The following is a 13,603-nucleotide window of genomic DNA, read 5'->3' as shown; positions in this document are numbered from 1 at the left end:
GTGCGTACGGTGGGCGCATCGTCGGGAGAGGGGACCCACCATGTCGAAGCCGCGGGAGACCGCCGTCTACACGCACGGGCACCACGAGTCCGTGCTCCGCTCGCACACCTGGCGCACCGCCGCCAACTCCGCCGCCTACCTGCTCGGATCCCTGAAGCCCCACATGCGGGTCCTGGACATCGGCTGCGGCCCGGGCACCATCACCGCGGACCTCGCGGAGCTGGTCCCACAGGGTCATGTCACCGGCGTGGACCGAGCGCCTGAGATCGTCGAGCGGGCCCGGGCCACGGCTGCCGAACGCGGGCTGGCCAACACCGCCTTCGCGGTCGCCGACGCGCACGCGCTGGACTACCCGGACGACACGTTCTGCGTGGTCCACGCCCACCAGGTCCTCCAGCACGTCGGCGACCCGGTCCAGGCCCTGCGCGAGATGAGGCGGGTCGCGCGGCCCGGCGGGATCATCGCCGTCCGCGACTCCGACTACGGCGCCATGACCTGGTACCCCGCCTTGCCGGGCATGGACGACTGGCTGGACCTGTACCGCCGGGTCGCCCGCGCCAACGGGGGCGAGCCGGACGCCGGACGCCGGCTGAAGGCCTGGGCGCTCGAGGCGGGGTTCACGGACATCACGGCCACCTCCGCCACCTGGACCTTCGCCACGCCCGAGGAGCGGGAGTGGTGGAGCGGGCTGTGGGCGGACCGCACCGTCGCGTCGGCATACGCCGGGCTCGCCGTCGGGGGCGGCCATGCGACGACGGAGCGGCTGCGGGCCGTCGCGGCGGCCTGGCGGGAGTGGGGCGAGCGGCCGGAGAGCTGGTTCAGCGTCCTGCACGGGGAAATTCTGTGCCGAAAGAAAGCCTGACGGGCGCCTGATCGATGGAATTCGGGAAAGCAGTACGACAGGAGGTACACATTATGGTTCCGCTTCTGATCGTACTGCTTCTCGCCCTCATTCTCTTCGGTGCCGGATTCGCCGTGAAGATTCTCTGGTGGATTGCCCTGGCAGTCCTGGTCCTGTGGTTGCTGGGTTTCCTGGCCCGCGGGACGAAGGCCGGCGGCGGCAGGGGCCGCTGGTACCGGTGGTGAACCGCTGACGGCGAACCACAGGCGACGAGGCTGCTGCCCCGGGAGGCTCACTCCCGGGGCAGCAGCGGTCCCAGCGGCCCGAGGTCCAGGTTCAGGTCCTCGGGCCGCAGGCCGTAGCGGTCGCGCAGTTCGGTCATCCGGTCGTCGAGGAGCATCAGGGTGAGCCCGATCCGCTCCTCCTGCTCCTCGTTCAGGTCGCCCTCGTCGACGCGGCGCAGCGCCTGCCGTTCCATGAGCTGACGCAGCAGCTCGACGACCGTCAGCACCAGTTTGATCAGGTCGCGCTCGACCGTGTCGGGCTCGAGGTCGAGGCGCTTGCGGGGCTCGGGATGTTCACTCACGTCAATCCCCGAACGGCGACGGTACATTGCGGTTGACCGAGCTGATCAGCGCGTTCAGGTCGATGCGGACCAGGTCGACGTCCGCGATGCGCAGCGTGACGTCGCCGGTGATGACGACGCCGCCGGCCAGCAGCCGGTCCAGCAGGTCGACGAGGGCGATCTCCCGGCGTTCGACGACGGTCATGATCCCACCCCCGTACCTTCCTCACCGGCGGCCTCGTCACCGGTGCCCTCGTCACCCGCGAATGAATACGCGGCCCATGGACCGGTGAGTTCCACGCGAATTCCGGGCGCGTCGTCCTTCGTCCGGTCCACCCTTTCCACGAATTCCTCGGAGACGTCCCGGCGCACCAGATAGGCGGCGTTGAGAACATTCCGTCCGGCGGCGCCGGAAATGCTGGGATTCTGCGGCGCGTGCAGCCGCGCGTCGTCGGCCCGGGAGGAAAGCGTTTCGTGCAGGCGCGTGGCGAACTCCTCCGCCTTGGACCACAGATCGTCGTTCGCCCGCGTCCGCATGCGCCGCTGCCGCAGGTAGTCCCGGCCCGAGGCGGGCTTGGGGGCGGGCTCCGCCGGGCCGGCCGGCCTTTCGGGCTCTGTCTCGACGTACACCTTGACGCCCCATTCCACCCGCCCGTCCAGCCGGTCGAGCGTGCGCCGGAAGGCATCCTCCCGCTCCTCCAGCATCACGCGCACGCCGCTGTCGTCCCGGAAGACGGTGGCGAGCCGGAGCGGCAGCGGGGTGGTGACGGCGGTGAGCGCGTCGATCACCTGCTGGTGGGCGCGGGCGGTCCCGGCCAGCCAGTCCAGGTTCTCGAGGTGGGCGCGCAGCGCCTCCTCGGAGAAGTCGGCCTCGGGCACATGACTGACCACGGCGACCAGGTCGCGGTGGGCCAGCAGCCGGGGCGGGTCGCCCGCCACCCCCGTCAACTGGGCCTGGAGGGCCGCGTCGAAGGGGCGGCAGACGGCGTAGACGTACCGCAGTCCGGTCACGGCGCCTCCCTCGGTACGCGGCCCGGGTCCAGTTCGCGCAGGCGTTCACGCAACTCGGCGTTCTCCCTCGTCAGTTCCTCGTGCCGGGCGCGCGAGGAGAGTGCGGGGTCGCTCTCCCACCAGTCGATGCCCATTTCCTTGGCCTTGTCGACGGAGGCGACGACGAGCCGCAGCTTGATGGTGAGCAGCTCTATGTCGAGCAGGTTGATCTTGATGTCGCCGGCGATGACGACTCCCTTGTCGAGCACCCGTTCCAGGATGTCGGCGAGGTTGGCGCTCTGTCCCTGGCCGCCGTAGGGATCGGGCAGCCGGCTGGGCGTGGTCATCGACGGCTCCCGCGGTCGGCGTCCTCGTGATCGTCGTATGCGTCACGGGACGGGTACTCGTCCTCGCCGGCTTCCTTGTCCTCCTCCTCGTACTCGCCCTCGGGCTCGGAGTCGGAGTCGGGCTCGGAGTCGGAGTCGGACTCAAGCTCGCCCTCCGGGTCCTCCTCGTACTCGTCCTCGTACTCGCCCTCGGGCTCCTCCTCGTAGCCGGCTTCGGCTTCGTCCTCGTTCTCGTCGTCCCCGTCCTCGTCCTCGTCGTACCGAGCCTCGTCCTCGGGGGCGTCCCGGGCCTCCCGGTCCTCCTCTTCCGCGCCGGGCTCCTCGCCCTCCTGCTCCTCGGCGAGGGCGTCCTCGTGGCTGCGGACGACCTCGCCGTCGCGGATCTCGCCGCGCCAGCCGTCGTCCGCCTCGCCCTTGAGGGTGATGTGGCGGACGTAGTTCTTCAGGTCCAGGCGGGCCCGGCGGCCCTGGGCGCGCCAGATGTTGCCTGTCTTCTCGAAGAGGCCCTTGGGGTAGTACTCGATGACCAGGATCACGCGGGTCAGGTTGTCGGCCAGCCGGTGGAAGCTGACGACGCCCTTCGTCGTGCCCTTGGCGCCCTCCGACGTCCAGGAGATCCGGTCGTCGGGCACCTGCTCGGTGGTCTTCGCCTTCCAGCTGCGGTTGGACCAGAAGACCTTCAGCTGCCAGTCGGACGAGGTGTCGTCGGCGCGGTTCGCGCTCTTGACGCCCTTGGCGAAGGTGCTGAAGTCCTGGTACTGGGTCCACTGGTCGTAGGCCGTGCGCAGCGGTACGCCGACGTCGACGTACTCGATGATGACGGTCGGCTTCTGGCCGCCGCCGCCCTTCTTCCTGCCCTTGCCGCCGCCGAGGTTCTTGAAGGCGCCGACCACGTTGTCCTTCACCTTGCCGGCGCCGACCTCGAACGCGGTCCGCATGGGGCCCTTGCCCTCGGCGAGCTTGCGTCCGCCGTCGAGGGCGAGCTTGGCGAATCCCGGGCTGTTGCCCTCGGCGATGTCGTTCAGCTTGCCGGTGGTCTCCCCGAGCTTGGTGCCGACACCGGTCAGCAGCCGCGTGACCTGGGCGGCGAGGTACTCCTGCACCTCCGCCTTGAGGCGGTCCGCCGCCTCGCTCTGGGCCACGTCGGCGATCGGGTTCTTCTTCGCGGCCTTGCCCGCCGTGGAGGCCGCGGAACCGAGAGTGTCGGTCATCGTTCACCACCGCCCTTCGACTGCCGGGTGCCCACGCCGCGGGCGGCGCTCCTGGGCCCGGCCGCCTTCTTGCCGGCCGCCTTCTTCGCGGGCTGCGCGCGCTTGGCCGCGGCCTTCCTCGCGGGTGCCTTGGCCGCCGCCTTCTTCGCGGGCGCGGGCGCCTTCCTGGCCGCCTTCCGCGCCTCGGGCGGGGCCTTCTTCGCGGCCCGCTCGCGTCGCGGCTCCCGTCGCTGCGGACCTGGCTCCTCGCGCTCCCGCCCGGTCCGCTCCTCCTCCGGCTCGTCCTCCCGCTCGTCCTCCTCGTAGCGCTCGTCGTCGTCCGCCGCGCGCTCCTCCGAGTCCTCCGAGGCCTCGGAGTCGCGGGAGTCGTCGGAGTCGTCGGATCCGACGCCCGGTACCTGGGACGTCACGCCGGCGAGCTGGTCGCGCACCTGGGCGGTGCGGCCGTGCAGGCGGTCGGCGAGCGCGTCGATCTGCCGCTCGACCATGGCGCCCGAGGCCGCCTTGCCCACGCCTCGCAGGTCCGTACGCAGCTGGTCCCCGATCTCCTTGAACTGGGGGTTGTTCTGCAACTGCGTGGAGACCAGTTCGGCGATGCCCTTCGGCGTCAGGTTCATCTTCTTGCCGGCCACCATGGTGCCGACGGCGACCGCAAGTTTCAGCTTCTTCGTGCGTCCCAGCAGATAGCCGGCCCCTACCGCGAGGCCCATTCCCACTCGATTCATGGCGCCGTCCCGTTGCCCAATCCCGCGCTCGTGCGCGTAGCGATCTCCAGCCGGTCCAGAAGCTCGTCCTCCTGTCGGTCGAACTCCTCCTCCGTGATCTCGCCGGCCTCCAACTGCTCTTCCAGACGGGCAAGTTCGGCTCTGATCGTGGCCGGGTCGTAGTAGATCCGCTCGGCCTCGCTCAACACCTGTCTGATGGCCCACGCGCCGCCGCGCACCGGGGCGAGCGGCAGCAGCAGAACCTCCGAGATCAGTCCCATCTCGTCACCCCGCTCCGGCGTCAGCCCCGCCGGCCGCGGTGCCCGCCGGCTCGGCCGGGCCGGGCTCGACGAAGCTGTACGGCGGCAGGGGTCCGTTCACACGCACCTCCAGGTGCGGCATGTCCCCGCGGGCCCGTTCCACGGCGGCGAGGAACTCCTCGGCCGAGTCCTGCTTCACCAGGAACGAGACGTTGGCCAGCCACCCGGTGGACTCGGGGCCCACGCTCACCGCGTCGGCGACCGGTTCCAGGGCGCGCTCCAGCACCAAGGCGTCCTCGGCCTCCTTGCCCTGGATCGCGGCCGCGACCATCTCGCCGAGCTGGATCTTGCTCTCGTAGCTGCCGCCACCCGACTGCCGGTTGGACTCGGCCAGGGCCCGGATCTCCGGGTTCTCGGCCATCACGTGGTGCAGCACGGCCTCTTCGACGTGGTTGGCCTTGACGTTGTACTCCACCCGGCCGTCCAGCGCCCCGAGGCGTTCCTTGTAGTGCTCGGCCCGCTCGGCGAGGACGCCGGTGACCGCGCTGTCGTCCGGAGCCACGCTGCCGAACCGCATGGGCAGCACACAGCCGCCCGCGCCCGCCTCGCTGAGCACGTTCTGGTGGGCGAGCAGCTCCCTGCGCTTGGGGCGCAGTCCCTCGGGCGCGTCGCTGACGACGGCCGCCAGGCCACCCGCCTCGACGACGCGTACCTCGCGCGGTGGTTCACCGACGCCGGCCAGTCCCTCGGGCAGCGAGGGGTGGGAGCCGGCGGTGATGCCGTAGACGTACGTACTCACTCCTGCTCCTCCTTCCGGCGCGAGGGCGCGGCCTTACGGGCGCGCGGACGCGACGCGGTCTCGCGCTCGCGCTCGGAGCCGTCCTCGTCGCGGGCCTGCTTGAAGGCGTCGGATATGGTCTCGGCGGCGCCGGACAGCGCCCCCTTGGACTTGCCCTTGGCGCCGGACTCGGTCATCTTCCCGACCAGGTCGGGCAGGCCCGGGTCCTTGCGCGGTCCGGCCTCCAGATCGAGCCGGTTGCACGCTTCGGCGAAGCGCAGATAGGTGTCGACGCTCGCGACGACGATACGTACGTCGATCTTCAGGATCTCGATGCCGACCAGGGAGACGCGCACGAATGCGTCGATGACGAGCCCCCTGTCCAGAACAAGCTCAAGTACGTCGTAAAGGCCGCTGCTGCCGCCTCCACCGCCGGACTGTTGTGCCGGTACGACAGTCATGCCTGCTGTTCCTCCGTCTTTTCTCGGGTGTGAGTGTGCTGAGTCGGTCTGCGGCGGACCGCCTAGCGGCCGCCGGACCCGCGGGCGTCGGACCGGCCGCGCTCGTAGCGCCTGACTCGGCGATAGCCCGTGAGCTGCCCCTCGACGTCGAGCTCCACCTGGTAGCTCCCCATCAGGCTCATCGTGTCGGGCACGCGCTCGAGCTCGAGAACCTCGACCTCCAGCGCCCAGCCCTCCTCCGTCTGCTCGAAGGACGACACCGTCTCCGCGGTCATTCCGGTGAGCTCCGCCAGTTGGGCGCGCGCCTCGCGCAGCACCTCCATCGGCCGGGGCCGACGCGACTCCTGTGCGTCCTGCGACTCTTGGGACTTCTGTGGTTTCTGTGTTCTGCGTGAACTCTGTTGTGAGCCTTGTGATTCGGACGTGTTGTTCGTGTTCGACATGGCCACCTCCCCCTCCGTGTGGCCGCAAGAGTGTTCGCCAAACCTCCACGGGCGCATGCATGTGCCACCCGCGGATGCCCCCCCCTACGGCCCCGGGCCGGCTCAGCCGCGCAGGGCGTTCAGCCGCCGCCGGGCGGGGCCCAGGGCCCGGGCGCGGCTCATGGACCCGGCCCAGGGCCGGGTGCGCGCCTGGTCGACGGCGTCCGCGATCGTCCAGCGCCGGGCGTGCAGCGCGGGGTCGTCGAGCTGGTCCCAGGAGATGGGAGTCGCCACGGGCGCGCCGGGCCGGGCGCGGACGGTGAAGGGGGCGACCGCCGTCTGCGCGTAGGCGTTGCGCTGGATGTCGAGGTAGAGCCGCTCGCCGCGGTCCTTCTTGCGGGCGGCGGTGGTGAGCCGGTCGGAATGGGCCGCGGCCAGCACCTCGGCGACGTCGCGCGCGAACTCCCGTACGTCGTCATATTCCTGACTGACACTCAGGGGAACGACCACGTGGAGTCCTCGGGACCCGGTGGTCATGAGGGCCGAGGGCAGCTCCAGCTCGTCGAGCAGCTCGCCCAGCAGCCGGGCCGCCTCCCGTACCGCCTCGAAGTCGTCGCCGGCCGGGTCGAGGTCGAAGACCATCCGGTCCGGCCGGTTCACCTGCCCGGCCCGGGACAGCCAGCGGTGCAGGGTGAGGGCGGCCTGGTCGGCGAGGTAGAGGAGGGTGGCGGTGTCGTCGCAGACGGTGTGGCAGACGGTGCCGCCCTCCTTGCCCACCTCGACGCGGCTGATCCAGTCCGGGTAGTGCTCCGGAGTGTTCTTCTGCATGAAGCGCGGCCCGTCGACCCCGTCCGGATGGCGCTCCAGCATCAGGGGACGGCCCCGCAGGTGCGGCAGCATGAACGGGGCGACGGCACGGTAGTAGTCGACGAGGTCGCCCTTGGTGTACTCCTCCTTCGCGCCGCCGTCTCCCCCGGCGCCGCCCTCGCCCGTGGGGAACAGCACCTTGTCCGGCCGGTGGACCTCCACCGTGTGCCGGCCTGCCCGGACGGTCCGTGCGGCGCCACCGCTCACGGGATGATCGCCTGCTCCACCAGCATCCGTGCGGCCGCCTCGATGGACTCGGCGTCGATCCCGGCGGCGTGCAGCTCCTCGGCCGGGGTGGCGGAGCCCGGCATCGTCCCGACGGCGAGCCTGACCAGGCGGGGCACGGGCCGTCCGTCGCAGAAGGCGTCCAGGACGGCGTCGCCGATGCCGCCCTCCTGACGGTGGTCCTCCACGGTCAGCAGACAGCCGGTGTCCTCGGCGGCCTCGCGCAGGGTGTCCCGGTCGACGGGCTTGACCGAGTACAGGTCGATCACCCGGACCGCGATGCCGTCCTGGCCGAGGGCGTCGGCGGCGGCGAGCGCCTCGTGCAGGGTGACGCCGGCCGCGACGACGGTCAGCCGGTCGCGGTCGGAGGAACGCAGCACCTTGCTGCCGCCGACGGGGAACTCCTCGTCGGGGCTGTAGATCACCTTGCTCTCGCCCCGTGAGGTGCGCAGGTAGCGGATCCCCTCCAGGCCGGCCATCTCGACGACGAGGCGAGCGGCCTGGTTGGCGTCGCACGGGTAGAGCACGGTCGAGCCGTGGATGGCCCGCATCATCGCGAGGTCCTCCAGACCCATCTGGCTGGGCCCGTCCTGGCCGATGGCGACACCCGCGTGGGAGCCGACCAGGTTGATACCGGAGCCGCTGACGGACGCCATGCGCACGAAGTCGTGGGCGCGGGTCAGGAAGGCGGCGAAGGTGGTGGCGTACGGCACCCAGCCGCGTGCCACCATGCCCACCGCGGTGGCGACCATCTGCTGCTCGGCGATGTAGCACTCGAAGTAGCGCTCGGGGTGTTCCTTGGCGAAGAACTCGGCGCGGGTGGAGTCGCCCACCTCGCCGTCGAGGGCGACGACGTCGCCGCGGGCGGTGCCGAGTGCGGCGAGCGCCTCTCCGAAGGCGTTGCGGGTGGCGACCTCGTCGCCCTCGTCGTAGCGGGGCAGCTCGGTCTGTCCGGTGCCGGCCGAGTGCAGTGCCCGTGCGGAAGGCGGCTCCTGCACCCGGACCGTGAGGTCGCGCGGGCCGCCGAGTTCCGCGATGGCCTCCTCGGCCTCGGGGAGCGGCTTGCCGTGCTGGCCCTCGCGGTCCTCCACGGCCTCGACGCCCTTGCCCTTGAGGGTGCGGGCGATGATCGCGGTGGGCTGGCCCTTGGTGGACAGGGCCTCCCCGTAGGCGCGGTCGATGGCGTCCACGTCGTGGCCGTCGATCTCGATCGTGTGCCAGTCGAAGGCCCGGAATCGGCGCGCGTACGCGTCGAGGTCGTGGCCGTGCCGGGTCTGACCGCGCTGGCCGAGCCGGTTGACGTCGACGATCACGGTGAGGTTGTCGAGGTGCTCGTACCCGGCGTGCTCGGCGGCCTCCCACACGGATCCCTCGGCCATCTCGCTGTCGCCGCACAGCACCCACACCCGGTAGTCGGCGTGGTCCAGCCGCTTGCCGGACAGCGCGATGCCGACACCGACGGGGAGTCCCTGGCCGAGCGAACCGGTGGCCGTCTCGACCCACGGCAGCCGCTGCGGGGTGGGGTGCCCCTCCAGGCGGCTGCCCAGCTTGCGGAAGGTCAGCAGCTCCTCGTCGTCGATGGCGCCGGCCGCCTTGTAGGCGGAGTAGAGAAGGGGTGAGGCGTGTCCCTTGGAGAGCACGAAGCGGTCGTTGCCGGGGTGGGCGGGGCGCTCGAAGTCGTAGCGGAGGTGGTTGGCCAGGAGTACGGCCATCAGGTCCGCGGCGGACATCGATGAGGTCGGGTGTCCGGAGCCCGCGGCGGCGGACGTCCGTACGCTGTCGACGCGCAGCTGCTGTCCGAGGTCGACGAGTTCACCGGTGTTCATGAGTCTCCTTCCGCTCCACGTCCGTCGGAGCGCTTGACGGGGCCGGGGGCGATGTCGGGTCCGGGGGGTGGCTGGTCCGCCGGGGGTTCGGGGCCGGGGTCGTCGGACGCGCCGGCGGACCGGGCGGGGGTGGGCGCGGCTCCGGTGGGCCGGGGCCTACCGTGCGCCGCACCGGTGGGCCGGGGCTTGCCCGGCGCCGCGCCCGGACGCCGTTGACGCCGTGGCTCGGCGGGCGCGTTGGCGGACGGCGGCTCGGCGGGCGCCGCGGTGGACGGCGGCTTGGCGGGCGGCCCGGCGGGGCGTGACTTGGCGGTGGCGTCGGCTGGACGACCCCCCTTGGCCGGTTCAGCGCCGGGCTGCTTCTTGGCGGGCTCACCACCCGGCTGCTTCTTGGCGGGCTCACCACCCGGCTGGTTCTTGGCGGGCTCACCACCGGGCTGGTTCCTCGCCCGCTCACCACCGGGCGTGCCCGTCGTCGGCGTCGTCGGCTTGGCGTCGGCGGGCTCGGCGCTCGACCGGTGGCTCTGCGCGGACTTGGGGCCGTCTCCGCCCCCCGCGCCGTCTCCGGCCGCCGCTTGCGCCTTCTTCCGTGTGTCCGCCCCGCCCGGCACCCGCGCCACCTCCGGCGACGCCGATTCCAGGGGCACGGACCAGGACCGTACGAGGCCCAACTGGACCGCCTGGCGGGGCAGTACCGCGTCGAGCAACCAGTCGGCGGCGACCCGCACCCGGTTGCCCGGCATCGCCGCGAGGTGGTAGCCCCGCGTGACCGCGCCCGCCGCCGGACCGGACATCGGCACCCCCAGCGGGTTGGCGGCGGCCTTCGCGCCGCCCAGGTCCACGACGAACCCCATGTCACGGTGGCGGTACGTCCTCCGCTCTCCGCCGACGCCGAGCGACGCGGCGACGTTCCGCGCGCAGACCTTGCCGTGCCGCCACGCGTGCTGTGCGGTCATCGGCGTGTACTGGCCGGGCCGGTTCAGGTCGGGCACCGCGGCCACGTCACCGCACGCGAACAGCTCGGACCGCCCCGGCACCTGGAGGTGCGGGTCCACGAGCAGCCGGCCGCGTTCCATGGGCAGCCCGAGGGACTCCACCAGGGGGTCGGGCCGTACGCCCACGCACCACACCAGCGTGCGTGTGTCGACGCTCGTGCCGTCGGTCAGCAGGACCCCGTCGTGCGTGGCCTCCTTCACGGAGATCCCCATCCGCACGTCGACGCCCCGCTGCCGCAGTACCCGGTCGGCGGTGCGGGAGAGCCGTTCGTCCATCTCGGGCAGCACCCGGGGCGCCACGTCCAGCAGCATCCAGCGGGGCCGCATACCGGTGCGCATCGGGTGCTTGCGGACCTGCGCGTCGGTGTACATCTGGCCGTGCGCGGCGACCTCCGTACCGGTGTATCCCGCCCCGACCACGACGAAGGTGCACCGCGCGGCGCACTCCGCGCGGTCGCCGGCCGCGGCGGCCAGCTCCACCTGCCGGGTCACGTGGTCGCGCAGATAGAGCGCCTCCGGCAGCCCGCGGAAGCCGTGGGCGTGCTCGGCGACGCCGGGGATGGGCAGCAGCTTGTTGACGCTGCCCGCGGCGAGCACCAGCCGGTCGTAGGACAGGGTGCCCTCGTCGCCCTCGGGACCGGTGTAGTGCACGGTGCGCCCGTCGAGGTCGATGCCGTCGGCCTCCCCGAGCACCAGCCGTACGCGCGGCAGCGTGCCCGACAGGGACACACTGACCCGGCGGGGTTCCAGGATGCCGGCGGCGACCTGCGGCAGCAGGGGCAGGTAGAGGAAGTAGTCGGTCGGGTTGAGCAGGGTGATGTCGGCCTGGTGCCGGGTGAGCCGGGACAGGGTGCGGGCCGTCCGGTACCCGGCGAAGCCGGCACCGACGATAACGATGCGGGGTCGGCTCACGGTTCGCCTCCGGGCTGTCGCGTACCTCGTGAGCCTTCCGCGTCCCCCTGACCAGGGCACCCAAACGTCCGCCGGGCCCGTACGGCGGCGCCATACGACGGCCCCCGCGCGGTACTGCGGCCCCGCACCGCCGGTTTCCGGCCGGGCCCCCGGGTAACCCGGGCCGGGACCCACCCGCTGCATGTCCCGGAGGCAACCCCCCATGCCCGAGTACGGCTATTTCCTCTCGTGCGAGCAGTACGGTCCGGCGGAGTTGATCGAACAGGCGCGGATGGCCGAGCAGGCCGGATTCCAGGCGCTGTGGATCTCGGACCACTACCACCCCTGGAACGGCGAGCAGGGGCAGAGCCCGTTCGTGTGGTCGGTGATCGGCGCGCTGTCCGACGCGGTGTCCCTGCCCGTCGAGACGGCCGTGACCTGCCCGACCGTGCGTATCCACCCGGCGGTCGTGGCGCAGGCCGCGGCGACCAGCGCGGTGATGACGGACGGCCGCTTCCGGCTCGGCGTCGGCACCGGCGAGGCGCTGAACGAGCACATCTTCGGTGACGCGTGGCCGGCCGCGCACGTACGCCTGGAGATGCTGGAGGAGGCCATCCTGATCATGCGCCGGCTGTTCACCGGCGAGGAGGTCAACCACCACGGCACGCACTACACGGTCGAGAACGCCCGCCTGTACACCGTCCCGGACGAGCCCGTCCCGATCGACATCTCCGGCTTCGGCCCGGCGGCGACCAAGCTGGCGTCCCGGGTGGGCGACGGCTACATCACGATGATGCCGGACACCTCGATGGTGGAGCAGTACCGCAAGGGCGGGGGCGGCGGCAAACTGGTCAGCGGGGGTACCAAGGTCTGCTACGACACCGACCGGGACGAGGCGGTACGGACCGTGCACCGGCTGTGGGCCAACGAGCAGCTGCCGGGCGAGCTGGGCCAGGTGCTGCCCTCGCCCAAGCACTTCGAGCAGGCGCAGACCCTGGTCACCGAGGACATGGTCCGGGACAACCGGGTGTGCGGCGACGACGCGGACGAACACGTCGCGGAGCTGAGGAAGTTCGCCGACGCCGGCTTCGACCGCGTCTACGTCAACCAGATCGGCCCCGACCTGCGCGGCTTCTTCGACTTCTACCGTACGACCGTGCTGCCGCGGCTCCAGCGGAGCGCCTGACCGGCACGGCACGGCGCCCCCCGAGCCATTCTCGGGGGGCGCCGTGCCGTGCCGGGTCGCGGCCGGTCAGCCTCGGCCGTGAGTGCCGTGAGTGCCGTGCGGGGCCTCGGGGTCGATGTCGTCCCGGCGCGGCGCCGCCGGTCCGGTGCCGCCCGGTGCGGGTGTGCCCGCACCCGGGGCGCCGGTCGCGCCGCCGACTCCGCCGGGCGCGACGGGCGGCATCGGCGGGTAAGGCACGCCGAGTCCGCTCGCCGGCCCACCCGGCGCGTCACCGCCGAGGGTGCGGTCGTGCCCCGGGCCGTGGGCGGACGCCGGCCGGGCCGCGCCGCGCAGCAGGTAGGCCGCGACGCCCAGGAGGGCGGCCGTGATCAGCGCGGCGGCCCAGTCGGGCATACCGGCGGCGAGGGCCAGGCCCACGGTGAGCGCGAGCGCGGCACCCGCGTACAGGGCGGCGGCACCGGACGCGGCGTACAGCGTGGCCTTGCGGCGCTGCTTGCGCGTCTGCTCACGCAGCTCGTCGCGCACGGTCTCGCGTGCCACCTGCGCCAGTTCGTCGACCAGATGCTTGTCCAGGTGTTCCAAGTGATCCATGCGGTCCATACGTCGCGGGTACCCGGAGGCGGAACTTCCATGGGCCGGACCGTGCGTTGGACCCGTCCTGTGCCAACTAGGCTCGTCCGCATGGACATTCTGGGAGCCACACTGCGCATCTACGTCGACGACCTGGACAAGGCGATCCCCTTCTACGAAGGACTGGCCGGCGGCCGGGCCCACCGCTCCGAGCGCGGCGGTGTCGAAGTCGCCGCGGTCGGCTGCTTCCTGCTGATGAGCGGGCCCGAGTCCCAGCTCGAGGTGCTGCGCAAGATCACCGCGACGATCGCCGTGACCGACGTCGAGGAGACCCACCGCGTCCTCTCCTCGCTGGGCGCGGACATCGTCGCGGGTCCGGTCCCGACACCCGCGGGCCGCAACCTGATCGCCCGGCACCCGGACGGGACGATCTACGAGTACGTGGACCGACGGGCGTAACCGCG

General features: G+C 72.0%; 18 protein-coding genes. 4 read left to right on the top strand and 14 right to left on the bottom strand.

The window, feature by feature from the left end:
- The first annotated feature begins 40 nt into the window (after positions 1-40).
- Together QC283_RS11575 and QC283_RS11570 are read left to right on the top strand one after the other, a co-directional pair.
- Positions 41-862 (top strand): class I SAM-dependent methyltransferase, encoded by an 822-nt coding sequence (locus tag QC283_RS11575; protein ID WP_279561343.1) that lies wholly within the window; start codon positions 41-43, stop codon positions 860-862.
- Between the two features lie 53 nt (positions 863-915).
- Positions 916-1,086, top strand: coding sequence for a hydrophobic protein (locus tag QC283_RS11570; protein WP_279561342.1), 171 nt, complete (start codon positions 916-918; stop codon positions 1,084-1,086).
- Between the two features lie 47 nt (positions 1,087-1,133).
- Here QC283_RS11570 and QC283_RS11565 read toward each other — a convergent pair whose 3' ends face one another.
- The 13 genes from QC283_RS11565 to QC283_RS11505 form a co-directional block, all read right to left on the bottom strand.
- Positions 1,134-1,454: a gas vesicle protein K gene (locus QC283_RS11565; protein ID WP_279561341.1), complete on the bottom strand. Its 321-nt coding sequence runs from the start codon at positions 1,452-1,454 to the stop codon at positions 1,134-1,136.
- On the bottom strand, positions 1,429-1,611 hold the full coding sequence (locus QC283_RS11560; protein WP_003972471.1) for a gas vesicle protein: 183 nt from the start codon (positions 1,609-1,611) through the stop codon (positions 1,429-1,431). Before QC283_RS11560 ends, QC283_RS11565 begins: the two co-directional genes overlap by 26 nt.
- On the bottom strand, positions 1,608-2,417 hold the full coding sequence (locus QC283_RS11555) for a GvpL/GvpF family gas vesicle protein (protein WP_279561340.1): 810 nt from the start codon (positions 2,415-2,417) through the stop codon (positions 1,608-1,610). Before QC283_RS11555 ends, QC283_RS11560 begins: the two co-directional genes overlap by 4 nt.
- Positions 2,414-2,743 (bottom strand): gas vesicle protein, encoded by a 330-nt coding sequence (locus tag QC283_RS11550; RefSeq protein WP_279561339.1) that lies wholly within the window; start codon positions 2,741-2,743, stop codon positions 2,414-2,416. The genes QC283_RS11555 and QC283_RS11550 overlap by 4 nt, the downstream gene beginning before the upstream one ends.
- On the bottom strand, positions 2,740-3,954 hold the full coding sequence (locus QC283_RS11545; RefSeq protein ID WP_279561338.1) for an SRPBCC family protein: 1,215 nt from the start codon (positions 3,952-3,954) through the stop codon (positions 2,740-2,742). Before QC283_RS11545 ends, QC283_RS11550 begins: the two co-directional genes overlap by 4 nt.
- Positions 3,951-4,679, bottom strand: a complete 729-nt coding sequence (locus tag QC283_RS11540) for a DNA primase (RefSeq protein ID WP_279561337.1) — start codon at positions 4,677-4,679, stop codon at positions 3,951-3,953. Before QC283_RS11540 ends, QC283_RS11545 begins: the two co-directional genes overlap by 4 nt.
- Positions 4,676-4,939: a gas vesicle protein GvpG gene (locus QC283_RS11535; RefSeq protein ID WP_279561336.1), complete on the bottom strand. Its 264-nt coding sequence runs from the start codon at positions 4,937-4,939 to the stop codon at positions 4,676-4,678. Before QC283_RS11535 ends, QC283_RS11540 begins: the two co-directional genes overlap by 4 nt.
- 4 nt (positions 4,940-4,943) lie before the next feature.
- Positions 4,944-5,717 (bottom strand): GvpL/GvpF family gas vesicle protein, encoded by a 774-nt coding sequence (locus QC283_RS11530; protein WP_279561335.1) that lies wholly within the window; start codon positions 5,715-5,717, stop codon positions 4,944-4,946.
- A complete protein-coding gene (locus QC283_RS11525) occupies positions 5,714-6,157 on the bottom strand; it encodes a gas vesicle structural protein GvpA (RefSeq protein ID WP_279561334.1) in 444 nt (147 codons plus the stop codon). Before QC283_RS11525 ends, QC283_RS11530 begins: the two co-directional genes overlap by 4 nt.
- A 62-nt stretch (positions 6,158-6,219) precedes the next feature.
- The gene (locus QC283_RS11520; protein WP_279561333.1) at positions 6,220-6,600 is read right to left on the bottom strand and encodes a gas vesicle protein GvpO; all 381 of its coding nucleotides are present in this window, start codon (positions 6,598-6,600) and stop codon (positions 6,220-6,222) included.
- 102 nt (positions 6,601-6,702) lie between these two features.
- Positions 6,703-7,653 (bottom strand): non-homologous end-joining DNA ligase, encoded by a 951-nt coding sequence (gene ligD / locus QC283_RS11515; protein ID WP_279561332.1) that lies wholly within the window; start codon positions 7,651-7,653, stop codon positions 6,703-6,705.
- Positions 7,650-9,497 carry a transketolase gene (locus QC283_RS11510; RefSeq protein WP_279561331.1) on the bottom strand — a complete coding sequence of 616 codons (1,848 nt, stop codon included), beginning with the start codon at positions 9,495-9,497 and terminating at the stop codon, positions 7,650-7,652. The genes ligD and QC283_RS11510 overlap by 4 nt, the downstream gene beginning before the upstream one ends.
- On the bottom strand, positions 9,494-11,404 hold the full coding sequence (locus QC283_RS11505; protein ID WP_279561330.1) for an NAD(P)/FAD-dependent oxidoreductase: 1,911 nt from the start codon (positions 11,402-11,404) through the stop codon (positions 9,494-9,496). Before QC283_RS11505 ends, QC283_RS11510 begins: the two co-directional genes overlap by 4 nt.
- 202 nt (positions 11,405-11,606) lie before the next feature.
- On the opposite strand from QC283_RS11505, the gene QC283_RS11500 reads away from it, so the two are divergent.
- Complete coding sequence (locus QC283_RS11500) at positions 11,607-12,569, top strand: LLM class F420-dependent oxidoreductase (RefSeq protein ID WP_279561329.1); 963 nt, start codon at positions 11,607-11,609, stop codon at positions 12,567-12,569.
- Between the two features lie 66 nt (positions 12,570-12,635).
- On the opposite strand, the gene QC283_RS11495 is transcribed toward QC283_RS11500, so the two are convergent.
- The gene (locus QC283_RS11495; protein ID WP_279561328.1) at positions 12,636-13,169 is read right to left on the bottom strand and encodes a phage holin family protein; all 534 of its coding nucleotides are present in this window, start codon (positions 13,167-13,169) and stop codon (positions 12,636-12,638) included.
- Positions 13,170-13,250: 81 nt separating this feature from the next.
- On the opposite strand from QC283_RS11495, the gene QC283_RS11490 reads away from it, so the two are divergent.
- Positions 13,251-13,598 (top strand): VOC family protein, encoded by a 348-nt coding sequence (locus tag QC283_RS11490; RefSeq protein WP_279561327.1) that lies wholly within the window; start codon positions 13,251-13,253, stop codon positions 13,596-13,598.
- Positions 13,599-13,603: the final 5 nt, after the last annotated feature.

The sequence above is a fragment of the Streptomyces sp. DH41 genome (assembly GCF_029813785.1).
In the GTDB taxonomy this organism is placed as follows: Bacteria; Actinomycetota; Actinomycetes; order Streptomycetales; family Streptomycetaceae; genus Streptomyces.
Note: the sequence above shows the minus strand (reverse complement) of the source record. Positions and strands in the feature narration are given on the sequence as shown.